The organism is Streptomyces sp. NPDC044704 (genome assembly GCF_056433525.1).
Genome location: NZ_JBWKGY010000010.1, coordinates 281,097 through 302,420, shown reverse-complemented (window position 1 = coordinate 302,420; position 21,324 = coordinate 281,097). Strand labels below are relative to the sequence as shown.

Annotated in this window: 20 protein-coding genes; 6 read left to right on the top strand and 14 right to left on the bottom strand. The window is 72.5% G+C overall.

Annotated features, from left to right (window positions below; all coding sequences use genetic code 11):
- The 4 genes from AC07B0_RS24900 to AC07B0_RS24885 form a co-directional block, all read right to left on the bottom strand.
- Window positions 1-236 (bottom strand): ATP-binding cassette domain-containing protein (locus AC07B0_RS24900; RefSeq protein WP_356880828.1); only part of this gene is annotated, 236 nt, incomplete at its 3' end.
- Between the two features lie 61 nt (window positions 237-297).
- Window positions 298-1,143, bottom strand: coding sequence for a DUF4097 family beta strand repeat-containing protein (locus tag AC07B0_RS24895; protein ID WP_356880830.1), 846 nt, complete (start codon window positions 1,141-1,143; stop codon window positions 298-300).
- Between the two features lie 283 nt (window positions 1,144-1,426).
- Window positions 1,427-1,945 (bottom strand): hypothetical protein, encoded by a 519-nt coding sequence (locus tag AC07B0_RS24890; protein ID WP_478898961.1) that lies wholly within the window; start codon window positions 1,943-1,945, stop codon window positions 1,427-1,429.
- A gap of 282 nt (window positions 1,946-2,227) precedes the next feature.
- A complete protein-coding gene (locus AC07B0_RS24885; protein WP_467299812.1) occupies window positions 2,228-2,665 on the bottom strand; it encodes a hypothetical protein in 438 nt (145 codons plus the stop codon).
- Between the two features lie 491 nt (window positions 2,666-3,156).
- Here AC07B0_RS24885 and AC07B0_RS24880 point away from each other — a divergent pair, with 491 nt between their 5' ends.
- From AC07B0_RS24880 to AC07B0_RS24865, 4 genes are all read left to right on the top strand, one after another.
- On the top strand, window positions 3,157-4,644 hold the full coding sequence (locus AC07B0_RS24880) for a xanthine dehydrogenase small subunit (protein WP_356880836.1): 1,488 nt from the start codon (window positions 3,157-3,159) through the stop codon (window positions 4,642-4,644).
- A complete protein-coding gene (gene xdhB / locus AC07B0_RS24875; RefSeq protein ID WP_478866846.1) occupies window positions 4,641-7,040 on the top strand; it encodes a xanthine dehydrogenase molybdopterin binding subunit in 2,400 nt (799 codons plus the stop codon). The genes AC07B0_RS24880 and xdhB overlap by 4 nt, the downstream gene beginning before the upstream one ends.
- Window position 7,041: 1 nt before the next feature.
- Window positions 7,042-7,908: a xanthine dehydrogenase accessory protein XdhC gene (gene xdhC, locus AC07B0_RS24870; RefSeq protein ID WP_478898969.1), complete on the top strand. Its 867-nt coding sequence runs from the start codon at window positions 7,042-7,044 to the stop codon at window positions 7,906-7,908.
- A 122-nt stretch (window positions 7,909-8,030) separates the two neighbouring features.
- The gene (locus AC07B0_RS24865; RefSeq protein WP_356880840.1) at window positions 8,031-8,627 is read left to right on the top strand and encodes an HdeD family acid-resistance protein; all 597 of its coding nucleotides are present in this window, start codon (window positions 8,031-8,033) and stop codon (window positions 8,625-8,627) included.
- 17 nt (window positions 8,628-8,644) lie between these two features.
- Here the strand turns inward: AC07B0_RS24865 and AC07B0_RS24860 are convergent, their stop codons facing one another.
- From AC07B0_RS24860 to AC07B0_RS24830, 7 genes are all read right to left on the bottom strand, one after another.
- The gene (locus tag AC07B0_RS24860; RefSeq protein ID WP_478898960.1) at window positions 8,645-9,763 is read right to left on the bottom strand and encodes a sensor histidine kinase; all 1,119 of its coding nucleotides are present in this window, start codon (window positions 9,761-9,763) and stop codon (window positions 8,645-8,647) included.
- A complete protein-coding gene (locus AC07B0_RS24855; RefSeq protein WP_478898959.1) occupies window positions 9,756-10,556 on the bottom strand; it encodes a response regulator transcription factor in 801 nt (266 codons plus the stop codon). Before AC07B0_RS24855 ends, AC07B0_RS24860 begins: the two co-directional genes overlap by 8 nt.
- Before the next feature lie 127 nt (window positions 10,557-10,683).
- Window positions 10,684-11,391, bottom strand: a complete 708-nt coding sequence (locus AC07B0_RS24850) for an ABC transporter ATP-binding protein (protein ID WP_356880846.1) — start codon at window positions 11,389-11,391, stop codon at window positions 10,684-10,686.
- Window positions 11,388-12,149, bottom strand: a complete 762-nt coding sequence (locus AC07B0_RS24845) for an ABC transporter ATP-binding protein (protein ID WP_469382207.1) — start codon at window positions 12,147-12,149, stop codon at window positions 11,388-11,390. The genes AC07B0_RS24850 and AC07B0_RS24845 overlap by 4 nt, the downstream gene beginning before the upstream one ends.
- Window positions 12,146-13,123 carry a branched-chain amino acid ABC transporter permease gene (locus AC07B0_RS24840; protein ID WP_478866841.1) on the bottom strand — a complete coding sequence of 326 codons (978 nt, stop codon included), beginning with the start codon at window positions 13,121-13,123 and terminating at the stop codon, window positions 12,146-12,148. Before AC07B0_RS24840 ends, AC07B0_RS24845 begins: the two co-directional genes overlap by 4 nt.
- Window positions 13,120-13,998, bottom strand: coding sequence for a branched-chain amino acid ABC transporter permease (locus tag AC07B0_RS24835; protein WP_469382205.1), 879 nt, complete (start codon window positions 13,996-13,998; stop codon window positions 13,120-13,122). Before AC07B0_RS24835 ends, AC07B0_RS24840 begins: the two co-directional genes overlap by 4 nt.
- A 1-nt stretch (window position 13,999) precedes the next feature.
- Window positions 14,000-15,142: an ABC transporter substrate-binding protein gene (locus tag AC07B0_RS24830; RefSeq protein ID WP_478898958.1), complete on the bottom strand. Its 1,143-nt coding sequence runs from the start codon at window positions 15,140-15,142 to the stop codon at window positions 14,000-14,002.
- A gap of 412 nt (window positions 15,143-15,554) precedes the next feature.
- Between AC07B0_RS24830 and AC07B0_RS24825 the strand changes: the two genes are divergently transcribed.
- Window positions 15,555-17,189, top strand: a complete 1,635-nt coding sequence (locus AC07B0_RS24825) for a carboxylesterase/lipase family protein (protein ID WP_478898957.1) — start codon at window positions 15,555-15,557, stop codon at window positions 17,187-17,189.
- Between the two features lie 212 nt (window positions 17,190-17,401).
- Window positions 17,402-18,646: an enoyl-[acyl-carrier-protein] reductase FabV gene (fabV, locus tag AC07B0_RS24820; protein ID WP_478898956.1), complete on the top strand. Its 1,245-nt coding sequence runs from the start codon at window positions 17,402-17,404 to the stop codon at window positions 18,644-18,646.
- Here the strand turns inward: fabV and AC07B0_RS24815 are convergent.
- From AC07B0_RS24815 to AC07B0_RS24805, 3 genes are all read right to left on the bottom strand, one after another.
- Window positions 18,627-19,451: a PaaX family transcriptional regulator gene (locus tag AC07B0_RS24815; protein WP_356880858.1), complete on the bottom strand. Its 825-nt coding sequence runs from the start codon at window positions 19,449-19,451 to the stop codon at window positions 18,627-18,629. The two genes, fabV and AC07B0_RS24815, sit on opposite strands and share 20 nt — an antisense overlap.
- A 112-nt stretch (window positions 19,452-19,563) precedes the next feature.
- Window positions 19,564-20,367, bottom strand: coding sequence for a maleate cis-trans isomerase family protein (locus tag AC07B0_RS24810; RefSeq protein ID WP_478898955.1), 804 nt, complete (start codon window positions 20,365-20,367; stop codon window positions 19,564-19,566).
- An 8-nt stretch (window positions 20,368-20,375) separates the two neighbouring features.
- The gene (locus tag AC07B0_RS24805; protein WP_478898954.1) at window positions 20,376-21,281 is read right to left on the bottom strand and encodes a fumarylacetoacetate hydrolase family protein; all 906 of its coding nucleotides are present in this window, start codon (window positions 21,279-21,281) and stop codon (window positions 20,376-20,378) included.
- Between the last annotated feature and the right edge of the window lie 43 nt (window positions 21,282-21,324).

The following is a 21,324-nucleotide window of genomic DNA, read 5'->3' as shown; positions in this document are numbered from 1 at the left end:
CCGACGTGGATCTGGCCGGCGTCGGCGGTGATCAGGGTGGAGAGGATCTTCACGGCGGTGGTCTTGCCGGCGCCGTTCGGCCCGAGCAGGGAGAACACGGACCCGGCCGGGATGTGCAGGTCGATGCCGTCGAGCACGGTCTTGTCGCCGTAGGACTTGCGCAGACCGACGGCGGAAACGGCGGCGGGCGACGGCGCACAGGACTGCCGTGGCGTGGGCATGACAGAAGAAGGCATGGAGTCCTCCCTTTCGGAGGCTGGAGCGACGGGGGAACGGGCGGGTTCGCGGGGCCGGCACTCAGGCCCGGGCGCGGCGGACGTCGATGTTGCCGTGCCGGGTCCGGGCGCGGACCTCGACGGTGTCCCCGTCCTTCTCCGGGGCTTCGGAGGCGGTGAGGGTGTTGCGCACCCATCCGTGGTCGGAGCTGACGTCGAGCCAGGCGGCCGCGCCCTCGCGGATGCCGACCTCGATGGCGCCGTAGGAGGTCTCCAACTGGACGGTGCCGCGGGCGACGTCGGCGACGCGCAGCGTGCCGTGGGCGGTGGTGGCGGCGACGGAGCCCTCGGCGCGCGCGATGTCGATGTCGCCGTTGGAGCCCCTCACCCTCAGGTCGCCGGTGACGGCGCCGACGGTCGTGGTGCCGTGCGAGTTCTTCAGTACGGCGGAGCCGTCGGCGGTACCGACGCGCAGGCTGCCGGAGCTGGTGGTGATCTCGGAGGCGCCCTCGATCCGGTCGACGGTGATCGAACCGTGGGAGGCGGTCAGGTGGAGCGGCCCGGTCGTGTCGAGGCGGACGTCACCGGACGAGGTCTTCACGCGGACCTCGCCCAGCCGGCCCTCGCCGAGCACCTGGGCCCAGGCGCCGGTCATGTCGACGCGCGAACCGGTGGGCAGTTCGACGGTCACGTCGACGGTGCCGGTGCGCCCGAAGAGGTTGCGCTGCTTGGGCGTCCTGACGGTCAGGACCCCGCTCGCGTAGGTGACTTCGGTCTGGTCGGCCGACCGCACGTCCTGGTCCTTCTTCGGGTCTCGGGGCCGGACTTCGACGACGGTGTCGAGGCGGTCGCCCGCGGCGAACTGGATGGAACCGGCGTCCACGTGGGCGGTGACCGAAATCGGTTCGGGCGTGTCGAAAGAAGGCATGGCTGTCCCGTCCTCATGAGTCCTTGGGGCGTCCCGGCTGGTGGGACGCGGTGTGGGTGAAGTGGTGCGGGGTGACGTGGTGCGGGGTGAAGCGCGGCGGGCGGAGGGGCTAGGGCCTGTCGTCAAACTCCCGTCGTCGCCCGGAGGGCGGCCCTGCGGCGTCTGGTGCGTGCTCTCGGTGCGCCGGGCGGAAGCCCGCGTACTGGACGTACTTGGCTTTCGCCCGGTGCGGCGAGAGCGCGTGCCAGGCGTCGCGGGGCAGACGGGAGTTTGACGACAGGCCCTAGCGCACCCAGCCCGTGAAGCTCTGTCCGACGGTCCGGGCCCTCTCCGTCGTCCGCGGCGTGCCACCGCCGTCGACCGCGGCGGACACGGCCCGCACGAGCCACGCGTTGACCGACAGGCCCTCGCGGCCGGCGGCCTCCTCGGCGCGGGTCTTGAGGTGGGCCGGCAGCCGCAGGTTGACGCGGGCGGTGCCGCCCTCGTCGCCCTCGGCGTTTGCCGCCTGCGCCGTGAGCGCCTCGACGGGCGCGGCCGGCTCCGCGGGGCGCCCCTCGGCGGGCGGCAGCGTCACCACGAAGTCGGGGTCGAGCCCGCGCAGCCGTACGTCGACCGACCCGGGGGCGAGTTCGCGCGTGATCTCGTCCATCGCGGCGGAGAGCACGTGGAGCATGGTCAGCCGGGTCGCCGACTCCAGCGGAGCGGTGAGCCGCTCGGCCAGCTCGCGGGCGTCCTCCCCGCCGGCTTCGGCGGCCACCGCGAGTTCACGGCGCAGGGTGTCGACATACGGGGTCAGATCCATGACGCCATAATGGCACCACGATGGCGCCATCCGCAAGCCTGACGGCGCCTCACGTGGTCCGCGCTATCGGATCACCCTCCTGACCTGCACATACAGGAAGCGGGCGGGGTGAGCCAGGGAGGCACCGCAGCCACTCCGAGCCGCCATGGCGCACGGAATGGCGCCGAGTGGCGCCATGTGGCACCACATGGCGTCACATGGCACCAACCGGTCCGTCCTCCACGGGAGAAGGGCATCGGCAACGGGGCTGCGCACCCGGGCCCGCGGCGTGGTGCGGCACGGTCAGCGGCGCTCGTTCACGTCGTCGACGACGAGGGACACGCCGATGCCCAGCAGCCAGACGTCCTTGGCCAGCGCGATCCCCTGCTCGGTCGGGCGCAGGCCGCCTTCCTCCCGCATCCCCGGAACGCGCAGGTAGAGCCCGAGCGTGCCGACGGAGAACGCGGTCAGCGCGCCACCGGCGACAGCGGCGGGGACCACCGGCAGGAGCAGGGCGGTGGCGATGGCGAGTTCCCCGGCGGCCAGCAGCCGGACGAACTTACGGGCGTCCTGCCCGCCCAGGAACGGGTAGGCCGTGGCGGCGAACTGCTGCAATCCCTCGGCGGTGGCCTCGTCCGCACCGAGTTTCGAGAGCCCCGAGCTCAGGAAGAACGTGCCGGCCGTGAGCCTGAGCGGCAGTTGCCGCGCCAGGGCGGATCTCCATGCGCAACCGGTTGTCATGCGGAGCCTCCCGACGTCGACCCCACATACCACCCTGCCACCCCTCCGGGGCCTGTCAAAACGGGGCTCCCGGCCGGACTGGACGCGCCTACGAGAACCAGCCGCCCGACGGGGCGGCCCTTCGTAGAATCGACCCAGGAACGGCTTGACCGGCGAACCTGCGGCAACGTAACTTCGACCGCACCTACTCGTGAGCCGCTGTACTGGAAGGGGGCGAAGCCGGATGTCGACCATCTCCGCGGTGCTTCGCCTGTCCCACCAGATCGCCTGGGCTCCGGGTCGTGTCGCACACGGCTGCTGACCAGCCCCCTTCCCGGCGTGCCCGATCGCGGCCCCGGCACCTTCCCCTCTCTCTCACCGCTCACGGCACCTCGCTGCGTGCCGATGTGCCGCGCCGCGCGTTGTCCGGATGCGGCGTCCCTGAACGAGAAAGCACTTGCAATGGCGACTAGGACAGTCAGATCGGCCACGCTCCGGAACGAGGACGCGCGATGGTAGCGGCGCGGATCACGGTCAACGGGAAAGAAACACCGATTTCACCGGCCGCACCCCACACCACCGTGCTGGATTTCCTGCGCGAGCGCGGCCTCACCGGCACCAAGGAGGGCTGCGCCGAGGGCGAATGCGGCGCCTGTTCCGTCCTGGTGGCCCGCCCCGGGGTGAACAAGCCCACCGACTGGGTCGCGGTCAACGCCTGCCTGGTGCCGGTGGCGGCGCTCGACGGCCAAGAGGTCATCACCTCCGAAGGTCTCGCCACCGTCGACGAATCCGGTACGCCCACCGCGCTGCACCCCGTGCAGGAGGAGATGGCCGTCCGCGGCGGATCCCAATGCGGTTACTGCACACCGGGGTTCATCTGCAGCATGGCCGCCGAGTACTACCGTCCCGACCGCTGCGCGCACGCCGGTCCGGCCGACGGCGCCCAGTCCGCCACCGGCGCCGCCGCCGACCCGGAGCACGGTCCGAACGGTTTCGATCTGCACGCGCTGAGCGGAAACCTGTGCCGCTGCACCGGATACCGCCCGATCCGCGACGCCGCGTACGCCGTCGGGACGCCCGCCGAGGACGACGCCCTCGCGCAGCGCCGCGAACAGTCCCCGCCCGCACCGGTCGCCACCGCCTACACCCGGAACGACAGCACGTTCCTGCGGCCGGGCACCCTGGCCGAAGCCCTGCGGCTGCTGCGCGAGCGGCCGGACGCGGTCGTGGTCGCCGGCAGCACCGACTGGGGCGTGGAGGTGAACATCCGGGCCCGCCGCGCGAGTTGCGTGGTCGCGATCGACCGGCTGCCCGAACTGCGGGAGCTGCGCGTCGAGTCCGACCACATCGAGATCGGGGCGGCGCAGACGCTCACCGAGATCGAACGCCGCCTCGACGGCCGCGTCCCCCTGCTGGCGGAGCTGTTCCCGCAGTTCGCGTCCCGGCTGATCCGCAACGGTGCGACCCTCGGCGGCAACCTGGGCACCGGCTCCCCCATCGGTGACAGCCCGCCCGTACTGCTCGCGCTGGAGGCGTCGGTGGTGCTCGCCGACGCCGACGGGGAGCGGGAGGTCCCCCTCTGCGACTACTTCACCGGTTACCGGCAGAGCGTGCGCCGTCCCGGCGAGCTGATCCGCGCGGTGCGGGTCCCGCTGCCGCTGTCGCCGGTCGCCGCCTTCCACAAGATCGCCAAGCGGCGCTTCGACGACATCTCCAGCGTCGCGGTCGCCTTCGCCCTCGACATCGAGGACGGGATCGTCCGCAAGGCGCGGATCGGTCTGGGCGGCGTGGCCGCCACCCCGATCCGCGCCCTCGCCGCCGAGGCGGCCCTGGAGGGCGAACCGTGGACGGCGCAGACCGTCGACGCCGCGTCCCGGGCTCTGCGGGCCCAGGGCACACCCATGGACGACCACCGCGCCAGTGCCGGCTACCGCTCCGCGATGCTCGGCCAGAGCCTGCTGAAGCTGTACGCGCGAACCACCGAGGAGGTGTCGTCATGAGCCATCTGTCCGACCGTCCCGAAAAGCCCGTCGTCGGCGTTTCGATGCCGCACGAGAGCGCCAACCTGCACGTCACCGGCGCCGCGCTGTACACCGACGACCTGGTCCACCGCACCAAGGACGTACTGCACGCCCACCCGGTCCAGGTCATGAAGGCGCACGGCAGGATCACCGCGCTGCGCACCGAACCCGCGCTCGCCGTGCCCGGTGTGGTGCGCGTCCTGACCGGTGCCGACGTGCCGGGTGTCAACGACGCCGGGATGAAGCACGACGAACCGCTGTTCCCCGACGAGGTCATGTTCCACGGCCACGCGGTCGCCTGGGTGCTCGCCGAAACCCTGGAGGCGGCTCGGCTGGGTGCGGCGGCCGTCGAGGTGGATCTCGACGAGAAGCCCTCCGTGGTCACGCTGCGGGAAGCGATCGAGGCCGAGAGCTTCCACGGCGCCCGGCCCGTCATGGTGACCGGTGACGTCGACGCCGGCTTCGACGACTCCGCCCACGTGTTCACCGGCGAGTTCCACTTCTCCGACCAGGAACACTTCTATCTCGAAACGCACGCGGCGCTGGCCCACGTCGACGAGAACGGGCAGATGTTCGTCCAGAGCAGCACCCAGCACCCCTCGGAGACGCAGGAGATCGTCGCGCACGTCCTCGGCCTGCACAGCCACGAGGTCACCGTGCAGTGCCTGCGGATGGGCGGCGGCTTCGGCGGCAAGGAGATGCAGCCGCACGGGTTCGCGGCCGTCGCCGCGCTCGGCGCCAGGCTGACCGGCCGGCCGGTGCGGGTGCGGCTCAACCGGACCCAGGACCTGACCATGTCCGGCAAGCGCCACGGCTTCCACGCCACCTGGAAGATCGGCTTCGACGCCGAGGGCCGCATCCAGGCCCTGGACGCCACCCTGACCGCGGACGGCGGCTGGAGCCTGGACCTGTCCGAGCCCGTGGTGGCCCGCGCGCTGTGCCACATCGACAACACCTACTGGATCCCCCACGCGCGCGTCACCGGCCGCATCGCCAAGACCAACAAGGTCTCCAACACCGCCTTCCGCGGCTTCGGCGGACCGCAGGGCATGCTGGTGATCGAGGACATCATGGGCCGGTGCGCGCCACTGCTCGGCCTGGATCCGATGGAGCTGCGCGCACGCAACTTCTACCGGCAGGGCCAGTCGACGCCGTACGGTCAGCCTGTCCCCCGCCCCGAGCGGATCTCCGTCGTCTGGCAGCAGGTACAGGACGACGCCCGCATCGCCGACCGGCGGCGCGACATCGAGGCGTTCAACGCCACGCACCCGCACACCAAGCGGGCGCTCGCGCTCACCGGGATCAAGTTCGGGATCTCGTTCAACCTCACCGCCTTCAACCAGGCCGGCGCGCTGGTACTGGTCTACAAGGACGGCTCGGTCCTGATCAACCACGGCGGCACCGAGATGGGGCAGGGCCTGCACACCAAGATGCTGCAGGTGGCCGCGACGACGCTGGGCATCCCGCTGCACAAGGTGCGGCTGGCTCCGACGCGCACGGACAAGGTCCCCAACACCTCCGCCACCGCCGCCAGCGCCGGGGCCGACCTCAACGGCGCGGCGGTGAAGAACGCCTGCGAGCAGATCCGCGAGCGCCTCCTCCAGGTGGCCGGCACCCAGCTGGGGGCGAACGCCTCGGACGTGCGCATCGTCGAGGGCGTCGCACGCGTCCTCGGCAACGACAAGGAGCTGGCCTGGGACGACCTGGTGCGCACCGCGTACTTCCAGCGGGTCCAGCTGTCGGCGGCCGGTTTCTACCGGACCGAGGGACTGCACTGGGACGCGAAGGCCTTCCACGGCTCGCCGTTCAAGTACTTCTCCTACGGCGCCGCCGCGACGGAGGTGGAGGTGGACGGGTTCACCGGCGCCTACCGGATCCGGCGCGTGGACATCGTGCACGACGTCGGCGACAGCCTCTCCCCGATGATCGACATCGGTCAGGTCGAGGGCGGTTTCGTGCAGGGCGCGGGCTGGCTCACGCTGGAGGACATGCGCTGGGACGCCGGTGACGGGCCGAACCGCGGCCGGCTGCTGACGCAGGCCGCGAGCACCTACAAGCTGCCGAGCTTCTCGGAGATGCCCGAGGAGTTCAACGTCAGGCTGCTGGAGAACGCCACCGAGGAGGGCGCGGTCTACGGGTCCAAGGCGGTCGGCGAACCTCCGCTGATGCTGGCGTTCTCGGTGCGGGAAGCGCTGCGGGAGGCCGCCGCCGCGTTCGGGCCCGGCGGGGTCAGCGTGGAACTCGCCTCCCCCGCGACACCGGAGGCGGTGTACTGGGCGGTCGAAGCGGTCCGCGCGGGCGGCGCGCGGCAGGGCGCCGACGCGCCCGGCGGCAGTGAAGTCGCCACTGAGGCAAGCGCTTTGAGTCATGCCTGACATGAGCTGGGTGGCCGCGGTCGCGCGGTTGCGAGCACGCCGGGAACCCGGTGTGCTCGTGACCGTCGCGACCGTGCGCGGCCACGCGCCCCGCCGGGCCGGTGCCAAACTCGTCGTGGGCCGGACCGAGACGTGGGGGTCGATCGGCGGCGGCAACATCGAGGCGGTCGCCATCGACCGGGCGCGCGAGCTGAACGGCGCGGCCGATCCGGAGCCGGAGCTGATGGAGTTCGCCCTGAACGACAAGGTCACCGGCCGGCACGGCGTGCAGTGCTGCGGCGGAGCGGTGACCGTGCTGCTCGAACCGCTGCCGGTGGTCCAGGCGGTGGCGGTCTTCGGCGTCGGGCACGTCGGACTGGAACTGGCGCGCATCCTCGCCCGCCACCACCTCGATCTGCACCTGATCGACACCCGGCCGGACATGCTCACCGACGAGCGGCTGGGCGTGCTCGCGGACCCGGTGGCGCGGATCGACGTGCACCACACCCCGCTGCTTCCGGAGGAGGTGCTCGCGGAACTGCCGCCGGGCACCCACGTCCTGATCATGACCCATGATCACGCCGAGGACGCCGCCCTGTGCGACGCCGCCCTGCGCACCCCTGGTCTCGGCTCGGTCGGCCTGATCGGCTCGGCCGCCAAATGGGCGCGGTTCCGGCAACGCCTGGCCGACGAGGGCGGCCACGACGCCGCCGCCATCGACCGGATCAAGACCCCGATCGGGATCGCGGGGATCACCGGCAAGGAACCCGCCACGATCGCGGTGAGCGTCGCGGCGGACCTGCTCCGGACCTTCGAACAGGAGCGCCGCTGGGTCGTACCGGACACGCTGGCCGCGGTGGCGGACCCCCCGGTGGCCAGCAGCGCCTGAGACGCCGCGGGCGAGCCGTGCCGCAACGGCCTAAAGTGGGACCGACAGGCACATACGGCATGTCCGACGGCCTTCGAGGTGCCCCTGCCGAGGCTGGCCGTTCGGCTGGCCCGGGAGGCGTGATGACCGTACCCTCCGACGCGTCGCCACGGCACGCGCAGAGCGACCCCGAGGACGTCCTCAGACAGCTCGGGGGCTCGTGGCACTGGGCGCTCGGCTTCGCCCTCGCCACGCTGATCCCCGGCATCCTGGTACTCGTCTGGCCGGACGAGACGCTGCACGTCCTGGCCGTGATCATCGGTCTGCAGCTCCTGGTGGCGGGCGGCTTCCGGTTCGTCACCGCCTTCTCGCACGGCAGCGACGGGGGCGGCAGCAGACTGGCGGGCATCCTCATCGCCATGCTGGCGTTCCTGGCGGGCGTCCTCGTCCTGCGGCATCCGATGCAGACGATCGGCGCGCTGTCGCTGATCGTCGGGGTGTTCTGGCTGCTGACCGGAGTGCTCACGGCGTACGTCGCGATCGCGGACCGCGCGCTCGTGCACCGCGGCCTGCTCTTCGCCGTGGGCGCCCTCGGCGCCGTCGCCGGCATCGTGGTCCTGTGCTTCCCGGTGGACTCCGCCGTCGCGCTGACCCGGCTGCTGGGACTGTGGCTCGTCCTGCTCGGCGTGTTCGAAGTGGTGATGGCCCTCGCACTGCGTTCCGCCACCCGCCGCACATGACGGAAGCCGCCGACGGGTCACGGCACTCGTGCCGTGGCCGGGATGGTCAGTTCGAAGCGGCAGCCGCCGGGGACGTTGTGGACGTCCGCGTGCCCGGAGTGGGCTTCGACGATGCCCCGGACGATGGCCAGGCCCAGGCCCGCGCCCGCGGGAGGGGTACGGGCCCGGGAGCCCCGCCAGCCGGTGTCGAAGACGCGGGGCAGGTCCTCCTCGGGGATCCCGCCGCACGCGTCGGTGACGGACAGCACCACGGCGTCCGCCCGGCGTTCGGCGGCGATCGCGACGGTGCCGTCGGCCGGGGTGTGGCGGATGGCGTTGACCAGGAGGTTGGACAGCACCCGGGTCATCTCCTTGCCGTCGACCTCCACGGGCAGCGGGGCGACGTTCCCGCCGGCCAGCCGTACGCCGTGCTCACGGGCCAGCGCGTCCGCTCCCGCGAGCGCGTCGCCGACCAGGTCGTAGAGGGACATGCGGGTGGGGGTGAGGGAGAGGGCGCCCGCGTGGATGCGGGACAGCTCGAACAGGTCGGTGACCATGGAGTTGAGGCGCTCCACCTCCGCGCGCATCTGCCGGTGGTAGCGGGCCGGGTCGGCCACGATGCCGTCCTCCAGCGCTTCCGACATGGCGCGCAGCCCGGCCAGCGGGGTCCGTAGGTCGTGCGAGATCCAGGCCACGAGCTCGCGCCGCGAGGTCTCCAGGGCCCGCTCGCGTTCGCGCGAGGCAGCGAGGCGCTCAGCGGTGAGGGCCAGCTCGCGGCTCAGCGCCGCGAGTTCGGCGGGGGCCGGTGCGGCGGGAGCCGTGAAGGTGCCTTCCTCACCGAAGTCGTGTGCCGCGCGGACGAGTTCCCGGCAGCGCCGCACGACCTGCCGGCCCAGCAGCAGGGCCGTGCCCAGCGACACGGCCGCGGCCATGGCGACGACCGTGGTCACCACGGCGAGGTCGTGGGAGGAGAGGAACATCGCCCACGCCACCGCGAGCGTCCCGGAGAGCATCGCGGACACGGCGACCGCCGCGACGACCGCGAGGGTGACGGCGACGCTGCGCCGCCGCAGTACCCGCAGTGCGACGGCTCCGAGGAGCCCGGCGGCGCCCGCGCCGAGGAAGGCGTACAGGGCGATCAGCAGTAGGTCACGCACGGCGGTCCTCCATACGGGCCCCGGGCGTGGCTTCCGCGTGCCCGGACGGGGAGGGGCCCGCTTCGAATCGGTATCCGGCACCCCACACGGTCCGGATCAGCCGCGGATCGGCCGGGTCCTTCTCGATCTTGGCGCGGAGCCTGCGGACGTGGACGGTGACGGTGGACAGGTCGCCGAAGTCCCAGCCCCAGACCTCGCGCATCAGCCGTTCCCGGTCGCAGACCTGACCGGCGTGCCGGAGGAAGTAGGCGAGGAGGTCGAACTCCCTCAGGGTGAGGGCCAGCTCCGCGCCGTCCCGCGTCGCCCGGCGGGCGGCGGGGTCCACGGCCAGGCCGGCCGCCGCGAGCCGGGGTTCGTCGGCGGGGGCCGCCGTCGACGCCCTGCGCAGGACCGACCGGACGCGCAGGACCAGCTCGCGCGGGCTGAAGGGCTTGGTCACGTAGTCGTCCGCGCCGACTTCGAGGCCCAGGATCCGGTCGTCCTCGTCGCCGCGCGCGGTGAGCATGACCACGGCCACGGGAGGCCTCCCGTCGGCCCGCGCACGCAGCCGGCGGCAGACCTCCAGGCCGTCCATGCCGGGCAGCATCAGGTCGAGGACGACGAGGTCGGGGCGGTGCCTGGCGGCGGCCTCCAGGGCGGCCGGGCCGTCGGCGGCCCGGTGCACCGTGAATCCGGCCCGCTCCAGGTAGCCCGTCACGACCTCCGAGACGGTCGGATCGTCGTCCACCACCAGGACACGGCCGGTGCCTTGCCGGGTGGCGGGGGCACGCTCGGTTTCGCTACGGGATTCCATGGTCCCAGGGTGACACCGTGCCGCGCGGCGCGGAGCCGCGCCCGCCGCCGTGCGGCCCGGCGTCCGCGTTCCGTAAGGTCTCCCGGAGCCCTTCGTCAACCCGGCGCGGGCGGCCGCCTCCGTCCGGTCAGTCGACGCCCAGCAGGCGCCGCCTGTCTTCGGGGCGGGACCGGAACTCCGCGCAGGGCGCCTCGTGGACGATGCGGCCCTTCTGCATGACCGCCACGTTCCGGGCGACGGAGAAGGCGAGCCCCAGGTTCTGTTCGACGAGGACCACCGACATGCCCTGCGCGCTCACCTCGCGGATGACCTCGCCGACTTGGGCGACGATCGCCGGGGCGAGGCCGTCGGACGGCTCGTCGAGGAGCAGCAGGCGCGGGTTCCCCAGCAGGGACCGGGCGATCGCGAGCATCTGCTGTTCCCCGCCGGAGAGCTGGTCACCGCGGTGCCCGAGCCGCTCCCCGAGCCGTGGGAGCAGGTCGAGGACGCGGGCCCTCGTCCACGGCCCGCGCGTCGAGGGCCGCGACGCGATGGCCAGGTGCTCGGCCACGGTCAGCGGTGCGAAGACCCGGCGCCCCTGCGGTACGACACCCACCCCGGCCCGGGCGATCACGTCGACGCGGGATCCGGCGATCTCCCGGCCGCCGAGGGTGACACTGCCCCCGTATGGCCGGACGAGGCCCATGACGGTGGAGACGAGGGTGGTCTTCCCGACCCCGTTGCGGCCGAGGACCGCGACGGTCCCGCCTTCGTCGAGGTCGAGGTCGACGCCGCCCAGGACCACGCCCCCGGCGTATCCGGAGCTCAGGCCGCGGATGCTCAGGAACGGCTTCACGAGGCGGCCTCCGTCGTGCCGAGGTAGGCGCTCTGGACCTCGCCCGAGGCCCGCACCTCGTCCGGGGAGCCGGTCTTCAGGTGTCTCCCGAGGTGCATGACGGTCACCGTGTCGGCGAGCTCGAAGACCATGTCGAGGTCGTGTTCGATCAGGAGCACCGTCACCTCGTCCGGCAGGGCCGCGACGAGTCCGGTGAGCCGTGCCGTCTCCGCAGGCGACATGCCGGCGGCCGGCTCGTCCAGCAACAGCAGCCGGGGTTCGGTGGCCAGCGCGACGGCGACCTCCAGCTGCCGCCGTTCGCCGTGCGAGAGGGCGGCCGCCCGGACGTCGTGCCGGGTGGGCAGCCCGACCCGCTCCAGCAGCGTCCGGGCCCGTGCGAGCGCCGCCGTTCGGGCGGTCACCTTCCGCAGGCCGCCGAGTCCGGCACCGGCCGGGCGCAGCACGGCGAGCAGGACGTTCTCCAGCACGGTCTCGCGCATGAAGAGGCTGGAGTGCTGGAACGTCGCGGCGACACCGAGTCCGACCCGGCGGTCCACGGGCAGCCGGGTCACGTCCTGGCCGTCGACGAGGATGGTTCCGGCGGTCGTCGCCAGCGTTCCCGAGATCAGGCCGAACAGCGTCGACTTTCCGGCGCCGTTCGGGCCGATGACGGCGTGCCGGGCACCGCGGCGCACGGTGAGGTCGACCTCGTCCAGGGCCCGGAAGGAGCCGAAGTGCCGTGAGACCGAGCGTAGTTCCAGTAGGGCGTGTTCCGTCACGTGGTCCTCTTCCGGGTCGGCTTGGGCGGGAGCCGTACTCCGGCCAGCCCGCGGGGCAGCGCGTAGACGGCGGCGACGAAGAACAGTCCGAGCAGCAGCGGCCCGCGGCCCGCGACGGCTTCGAGGTTTCCGAGGTAGTCGCGGGTGACCCAGACGAGCGCGGCTCCCGCGCAGGCCCCCCACAGCGAGCCGGAGCCGCCGATGACGACGGCGAGCAGGGCCAGGGCGGCGATCTCGAATCCGGCGTCGCCGGGCGAGACGAACCGCTGCACGGACACCCACAGGGCCCCGGCGACGCCGGCCAGCGCACCGGCGCCGCAGTAGACGGCCAGGGCGTAGCGACGGGTGGGGTACCCGATCGCGCTCATGCGGCGCTCGTTGTCGCGGATGCCGCGCAGGGCCAGGGCGAACGGTGTCGAGCCCAGGCGCGAGACGGCCGCGAACAGGGCCAGGAACACGGCCAGGACGTAGCAGTACACCAGTCCGTCCAGCTCCAGCGCGGCCATGCCCGGCAGCGGTACGACGGGCGGGACGCCGGACAGGCCGTCGGTGCCGTTGGTCAGCGATTTCCAGTTCACGGCGGCGCTGTAGGCGATCTCGCCGATGGCGAGCGTCAGCATCAGGAACACCACGCCCCGGGCCCGCACCGCCAGCCATCCCGTGGGCACGGCCACCAGCGCGGAGACCGCGGCGGCGATGAGCAGTTGGTAGGCGCCGACGTCGGTGAGCCGCGTCGCGACGACGGCCGCCGTATAGGCACCGACGCCGAAGTAGGCCGACTGGCCGAGGGTCGGCAGTCCGGTCAGGCCGGTGAGCAGGTTGACGCTGATCGCGAGGAGGGCGAACACCAGGATCCGCGACAGCGTGCCGACGGCGTACGGGCCGAGGACGAACGGGGCCGCCGCGAGCGCGAGGGCGACGGCGGCCGGGGACAGCCGCCGGACCGCGGATCCGGCGGGCCGGGGCGGGCTCATGCGCGCACCCCCGACGGGACCAGGCCGTGCGGGCGGACGACGAGCACGGCGAGCATGGTGCCGAAGAGCAGGAAGGGCGCGTACTCCGGCAGCAGCGCCACCCCGAGCGTCTGCACCTGGCCGATGAGGAGCGCGCCGGCGAGCGCGCCGCGTACGGATCCGAGACCGCCGACGACCACGACGACGAGCGAGAGGACGAGGACGGTCTCGTCGACGCCCGGGCCGGGGCCCAGGATCGGTGCTCCGAGGACGCCGCCGACCACGGCCAGGGCCGCGCCGAGGGCGAAGACCCCGTAGAGCACCTTGCGGATGTCCACGCCCAGGGCGCGGACCATGTCCCGGTCGGCGACGGTGGCCCGCACCAGGGCTCCGAGCGAGGTGCGTTCGAACAGCAGGTACACGAGGGCGGCGAGGCCGGCCGCGACGCCGATGAAGACGAGCCGGTACACCGGATAGGCGTGGCCGAGGAGGTCCACCGTGCCGCGGAGCGCGGTGGGCGGGTCGGTGGGCAGCACGTCGCCGCCGAAGGCCGCGGCGAGGAGGTCGGCGACGATGAAGGTGACGCCGAGCGTCAGCACGGCCTGGTCCAGGTGCCCGCGCCGGGCGAGCGGCTGGGTGAGGAACGTCAGTGCCGCTCCGCCCAGGGTGCCCAGCAGGGCGCCGGCCGCCAGCGCGAGGAGCAGGCCCCACAGGCTTCCGTCGGACAGGGCGTAGGCGACGTAGGCCCCGGCGAGGTAGAGGGTGCCGTGGGCGAGGTTGAGCACGTCCATCATGCCGAAGACCAGGGACAGGCCGACCGCGATCGTGAACAGCAGCAGACCGAAGGCGATCCCGTCGATGACGCTGACGAAGTTGCCGTCCAACCATCCGTACACGTCAGCCGCCCAGGCGGACGAGTTCGGAGCTGACGGTGTTGGCCCCCTGCTTGACCTCGCGCAGGTACCAGGGCTGGACGGGCGTGCCGCCGCTGTTGAACCGCCAGGTGCCCCGCGGGCTGTCGATGTCCCCCGCCTTGGCGATGGCGGCGTTGACCGTCTCCGGGGTCACCGTCTCGCCTGCGGTCCCGATCGCCCGGTCGAGCACCTGCGCCGCGTCCCATGACGCCATCGCGTAGGTGGTCGGGTCGGTGCCGTAGGCGGACCGGTAGGCGGGGGCGAACTGTCCGTTGGCCGCGTTGTCCAGGTCCGCGCTGTAGTTGAGTGCGGTGAGGATGCCCTCGGCCGCCTCTCCCTGCCCCTTGAGCACTCCGCCCTCGGTGAGGAAGCCGGGCGCGTAGAGCGGGATCTTGCCGGCCAGGCCGAAGTCCCGGTACTGCTTGACGAAGTCGACGGCCGCGCCGCCGGCGTAGAAGCAGAAGACGGCCTTGGCTCCGGACCGCTCGATCTGCGCGAGGTACGGCTGGAAGTTCTTGGTTCCGGGGAAGGGCGTGTAGACCTCCTCCCCCGCGATCTTGCCGCCCGCCGGGAGGAAGGTGGACTTGAAGCCGTCCACCTCGTCCTTGCCCGCCTGGTAGCCGGCGGCGATCAGGAAGACCGGGCCGCCGGCCTTCTCGGCCACGTGCTTGCCGAGGGCCTTGCCGGGTTCGTCGTTGACGTACGAGGTCCGCCAGATGTACTCGGTCCCGGTCAGGGTCGTGGGCGAGCCGTTCGAGCCGACGAGCGGGACCTTGCTGCTCTCGAAGAGGTCCTTGACCCCGTTGATGGTGGCCGAGCTGACCACGCCGCTCACCGCCAGCACGCGGTCCTGTTTGACCAGCTTCTCGGCCGCCGCCTTGCCCGAGTCGGCCGTCTCCCCCTCGTCCGCGACCACGATCTCCACCGCGCGCCCGCCGAGCTTGCCGCCGTGCCGTTGGACGTAGAGCTCGAAGCCCTGCTTCATGTCGTCGCCCAGCGCCTTGTAGGTCCCCGACTGCGGGACGAGGAGCCCGATCTTCACGGGCCCGTTCTGCTGGTCGCCGTCGCCCGTCCCCAGGCTGGCGCCACCACATGCCGTGGCCAGGAAGAGAGCTGCCGTCGTCACGGCGATCAGACCAACGGGACGAAATCGACCTGCCATGGAAACTCCGAACGTAGTCAACCATCCCTTGCGGAACGGATGTTGCTGATGGGGCTGCCTTGAGGGGTCCGGGCGGAGGGGCCGGCCCGGGGATGGTCCGGCGACCGGTCGGGGTGCGCGTTTCGCCTCCGCCCGGACGGGCCCGGAGCGAGGGCCGGGGTCGGGGCGAGCGCGCCGACCGCCCGGCGGGGATACCGGAAGTGACACGTGTCTATCGCGTATATGCGACGCACGTCAAGAGTTCGCGATATCACCGGTTCCACGGGAGCCGGGACCCTTGACCCCGGCCTCATGCATGTCGTAACACTGACCCTCGTCAAAATCACGCTATGCCGATTCGGCGACGGGCTCTTGATCAGTCAGGGAGTGAAGCACCATGACCGACGATCCATCGCGGCGCAAGGTCCTCAGGAACGGCGGGGTCCTGGCCGGTGCCGCGCTGCTCTCCGGCATGCCGGGCGGGGGCGCGGCGCAAGCCGCCCCGCACCCGGCCGCCGCCTCCTCACCCGTGGTGGACGCGCCCGCGGGCCGGCTGCGCGGAAGCACGGAAGGGGGCCTCGCCGTCTTCAAGGGCGTGCCCTACGCGGCGCCGCCCGTCGGCCCCCTCCGCTGGCGGCCGGCCCGGCCCCACCCCGGCTGGCAGGGAACGCGCGACGCGACCGCCTTCGGGCCGAGCGCGCCGCAGCCCTACCGGGAAGGCGGCGACCAGGTACTCGGAACGCACGGCTCACCACCCTTCGACGAGGACTGCCTCACGCTCAACGTCTGGACCCCCGGAACCGGCGGCGCCAAGCGGCCGGTGATGGTGTGGATCCACGGCGGCGGCTTCGTCTCCGGATCCGGCTCGATGCCCCAGTACTCCGGCGAGACCTTCGCGCGGGACGGTGACCTCGTCGTCGTGACGGTCAACTACCGCCTCGGGCCTCTGGGTTACCTCTACTTCGGGGAGGACGGCGCCGGCGGGAACTTCTGGCTCACCGACCAGCTCGCCGCGCTGAACTGGGTACGGGACAACATCGCCGCGTTCGGCGGCGACCCGGACGAGATCACCGTCGCCGGACAGTCCGGCGGTGCGCTGTCGGTCGCGGCGCTGGCCGGTGCCAGGACGGCCAAGGGCCGCCCACTGTTCCGGCGCGCGATCCTGCAAAGCCCGCCGCTCGGCCTGAAGATCCCCACCCGGGCCGAATCCCTGCAGCGCAGCGCCACCTTCCTGGACATCGTCGGAGCCAAGGACGTGGCGGAGCTCCGCGCCGTGCCCTGGCAGCGCCTGATCGCCGCCACCTTCGAGATGTTCGGGCGCACCGCACAGTGGGGGTACTGGTCGACCCCGTACCTGCCGGTGCTCGACGAGGTCACGCTGGACCGCGACCCGGCCGATCTGCTGCTCAGCGGCGCCGGGGCCGACATCGAGGTCCTGGTCGGCTGGACCAGGGAGGAGGCGAACTTCGCCTTCGCCCTCAGCGAGCCGTACGCGGCGGCGACCAAGGAGCAGGTGCTCGCCAGGGCCCGGAACACCTTCGGCAGCCGGGCCGCCCAGGCCTACACCGCCTACGAGGAGGCCCGGCCGGGCGCCCGCCCGCTGGACGTCCTCATGGACCTGATCACCGACGACCTGTTCCGCATGCCGTGCGTGGCGCTGGCCGAACGGCGGGCGGCCCGCGGCCGTCCGGTCTGGGCCTACCAGTTCAACCTCCCGACGCCCGCGCACGACGGCCGGCTCGCGGCCGCGCACTGCCTGGAGCTGCCGTTCGTGTTCCACAACTTCGACAAGTGGTCGCAGGCCCCCTTCCTGGCGGGGCTGGCCCCCCGGGTCCGTGACGGTCTCGCCGCGACCGTGCACGCGTCCTGGACCTCCTTCGTCCGCACGGGCGACCCCAACCAGCACCCCATGCCGCGGTGGGACCGCTACGGACGGGACTCCCGCACGACCATGACCCTCGACTCGGTCACCACCGCCACCGAGGACGTCGCCGGATACTGGCGCCGGCTGCACCATCCGGCGGTCCCGTAGGCCGGGTCGTCACGGTCGAGCCACCGGGTCCCGCGCCGCCACGCCCCGCGGGACCCGGTGCCGCCGCCAGTGCGAAACCCTCCAAGCCCGGCCGGGCATCGTTGTACCGGTCAAGATCACCGCGTGCGTCCGCACGACCGCAGACTGGTGGGACGGGGCGGCCGGGGCGGCCGCCGCGGCCCTGTCCGTGCCGACACCCGGGACACCACACCGTGAACGAACGCGTCATCGCGCCCAAGAGCCGGGGCTTCCTGTTCCTCGACTCCCACCCAGAAGGCTGCCGACGGCTGGTGGACGAGATGTGGCGGGCCGTCCCCGCCCCGCTCGCCGCCGGGGGCGAAGGGCCGGTGGCCCTGGTCATCGGCTCGTCCGCCGGGTACGGCCTGGCCGCCACGATCGCGGGCCTGGCCCGTGTCGGCATCCGCGGCATCGGCGTGTGCTTCGAGAAGGCGCCCGCGCGGCGCACCGGTACGGCCGGCTGGTACCGCACCGCCGCCACCGACCGGCTCGCCCGCCTGCACGGGCGGGACATGGTCTTCCTCAACGGCGACGCGTTCGGCGACGCCATGAAGGAGCAGGTCGCCGATCTCCTCGCCGAGCGGTTCGGGGGACGGCTCGACTACCTGGTCTACTCGGTGGCCGCGCCCCGCCGCACGGACCCGGACACCGGCGAGGTGTACGCGTCGGTCCTCAAGCCGGTCGGCTCGCGGCACACCACCAAGACCCTCGTCTTCGACGACCACGGCGCCCCGGAGGTCAAGGAGGTGACCACCGCGCCGGCCGAGGGCGACGACGTCGAGCAGACCGTGGCGGTGATGGGCGGCGCCGACTGGGAACGGTGGATCACGTTCCTGGCCGGCCGGTCCCTGCTCGCCGAGGGCTTCACCACCGCCGCCCTGTCCTACATCGGCTCGCCCCTGACCGCGGCGATCTACCGGCAGGGCACGATCGGCGCCGCGAAGGCCCATCTCGAAGCCACCGCACGCACGTTGGACGAGCGCCTCGGCAAGACCCTGGGCGGCCGGGCCGTCACCTCGGTCAACGCCGCTGCCGTCACCCAGTCCTCCACCGCCATCCCCGGCATCGCCCTGTACACCGGGCTGCTACGCGGTGTCCTCGGCGACGCGATGGTGGCACCCATCGGACAACTGGTCTCCCTGTGGGACCAGTTGACGGGCGCTCAGCCCTTCGCCCTCGACGACGAGGGCCGGGTCCGCCTCGACACCTGGGAACTCGACCCCGCCGTGCAGCAGGCCGTCGCCGAACGCTGGAACACCGCCACCGGCGACACCGTCACCGAGCTCGCCGACCTCGGCTGGTTCGGCGACGAGGTCCGCCGCCTCTACGGCTTCTCCGTCGACGGCGTCGACTACACCGCCCCCGTCGAGACCGACGTCCCCTGGCCCGCCCGCCAGGACGTGCCAGGGGACGCCCCGGTCACGGCGCCAGGCCGGTGACCTGCCGTACGTGCAGCAGGCTCGGCTCGGCCAGTACCTCGTGGAGCTGCTGGAAGGTCTGCCGCGCGGCGACCGCGTTCCAGTCCGCGGGGAGCAGCTCGCTCGGCAGACCGGGGTCGAGGTAGGGCAGCCGGCGCCATTGGGTGAGCATGGGTACGTAGTGGCGGAAGGCCTCGCCGCCGTCGATGTCCCGCTGCCGCGCGAGTCCGGCGGCGACGGGGCCGTACGCGTCGGTGAACGTGGCGTACTGCTCCTGGATCGCCGGGAAGTCCCACCACGAGCTGACCGTCCCGGGCAGGTCGCTGAAGGCGGCGTAGTCCGCGGCGAACAGGTGGACGTACTCGCTGAGGCCGCGCCGGACGAGCATGTCGCGGGCGTCGCCGAGGAGCCGGCCGGGTGCCAGCCAGACGCCGGGGGCGATGTTGCCGAAGCCGAGCCAGGTGAGCCGGGTGCGGAGCTGGTAGCGGTACGAGCGCTCGGACTCCGGTACGGAGAACACGGCCATCGCCCAGCCGTCGGCGAGCTCCGCCGGCTCCAGGCTGCCGAAGATGCGCCGGTCGCCCTCGTCGAAGACGGGGTGCGCGGCCGGGCTGAGCCGGTAGCCGGTGGCGCCGCGGTGTTCCGGTTCGAGTACGCCCTTCTTCTTGAGCCGGGAGATCGCCGAACGCGCCGCCGGGCCGTCGACGTCCAGCTCGGACATCAGGGTGATCAGGTCGGCGACGGAGATCCAGCCGCCGAGCCGGCGCGCGAACGCCCCGTAGACCGTGTTGATCAACGAGCTGGGCCTGAGGGGACTGTCCGCCATGATCGCCTTCCGTCGTCTGCGGTCGCGATCCTACCGAGCCCGGCGGACGGGGCGCCGTCCAGGTCCGGGTCACGGCGGGCCGGACGTGCGGCGACGGGGCGGCGCGGCGGCGTCACCGCGCGGCGGGCGACTGCCGCGCCGGCGGCGATTCGGCGTGGGCGCCGGACAGGAGGTGGCCCGCGCCGGGGGCCACGGCCGGGAGGTCCAGGGCGCGCAGCATCTGGTGGACGGTGCACACGGCCGCCGAGACGACGGGCTTGCCGAGGAGCTGTTCGGCTTCGTCGATCGCGCCCAGCGAGGGCATCTGGACGCAGGCGGAGAGCACGAAGGCGTCGGCGTCGGCGTGGTCCAGGGCCTGGGCGAGGCTGGGGAGCCGTGCGGGGTCGTGTGCGGCGACGTCGAGGTTGTCGGGGATCTCCAGGGCCTGGTAGTCGAGCACCTCGATGCCCTCGTGGGTGAGGTAGTCGACGACGGTCTTCGTCAGCGGGCGCATGTACGGTGCGATCAGGGCGATCTTCTTCGCCTTGAGGGTGTGCAGGCCGTGCACGAGGGCTCCGGCGCTGGTGACGACGGGGGCCGGGGCGCCGTTCTCCACGGTGCGCACGTGCAGGCGTTCCTCGGAGGTGCGGTGGTAGCCGAGCCCCGTGCTCATGATGGCGACCAGGCAGGCGTAGCCCAGTACGTCCACCCGCGCGTCGGAGAGCTCGACGGCGCAGCGGTCCGAGTCGGCGTCCATGGCCTTGAGCTGTTCCGGGGTGACGTGGGTCATCCGCATGCGGCTGGAGTGGAAGGTGAAGCGTTCCGGCGCGATGGTTTCCCGGGCGCGCAGGATCGCGGGGACCTCGGTCTCCATGGTGACGTTGGAGCTCGGCACGATCTGGCCGATGCGGTAGGTACGGGGGGTGCGGGCGGACATGTCGCTCCTCAGCGGGCGTCGACGACGGGGTTGGTCAGGGTGCCGATGCCTTCGACGGTGGCCTCGACGGTGTCTCCGGGGTGCAGGAACTCGGGCGGGACCATGCCGGCGCCGACGCCGGCGGGTGAGCCGGTGGCGATGACGTCCCCGGGCTCCAGGGTGACGCCGGAGGTGATGTCGGCGATGAGGCGGGAGATGGGGAAGAGCATGTGGCGGGTGTTCGACTTCTGCTTGGTGACTCCGTTGACGCGCAGCGAGAGGTCGAGGTCCATCGGGTCGGGGATGTCGTCGGCCGTGACGACCGCGGGGCCGAAGGGCGCGTAGGAGTCCTGGCCCTTGGAGAAGAACCACTGGCCCGAGCGGCGCTGGTCGCGGGCACTGATGTCGTTGACGATGCTGAAGCCGAAGATGTGGTCGTACGCGTCCTCCTCGCTCACCCGGAAGGCGGTGCGGCCGATGACGACGGCCAGTTCGCACTCCCAGTCCAGCTGGGTGGTGAGGTCGGCGTTGTGCAGGACGGGCTGTCCGGGGCCGGTGACGGCGGTGGCGGGCTTGCTGAAGAGCACGGGGCGCGTGGGCCGCTCCTTGTCGGTGTCCAGGCTGCGGCTGGATTCCGCCACGTGCTCGACGTAGTTCAGACCGACCCCGATGATCTTGCCGGGGCGCAGCGGGGCCCGCAGGGTCACTGCCTCGGCCGGGTGCACGGCCTCGGCGGGCCAGGCCGCGGGTCCGGCGGCCAGCAAACCGCGTGCGGTCTCCTGGGCGGGCGCGCCGGCCCGGATGAACGACAGCAGGTCCAGGGGCAGTTCCACGGCGGCCCGTTCGGCCAGGGCCGCGAGGTCGACGACGTGGTCGTCGACCTGGGCTCCGAGGCGCACGGAATCGTCGTCGAGGGTGTAGCTGATCAGCCGCATGGGGGCTCCTTGCGTGGGAGGGGGGATGGTGCGCGGGGGCGGG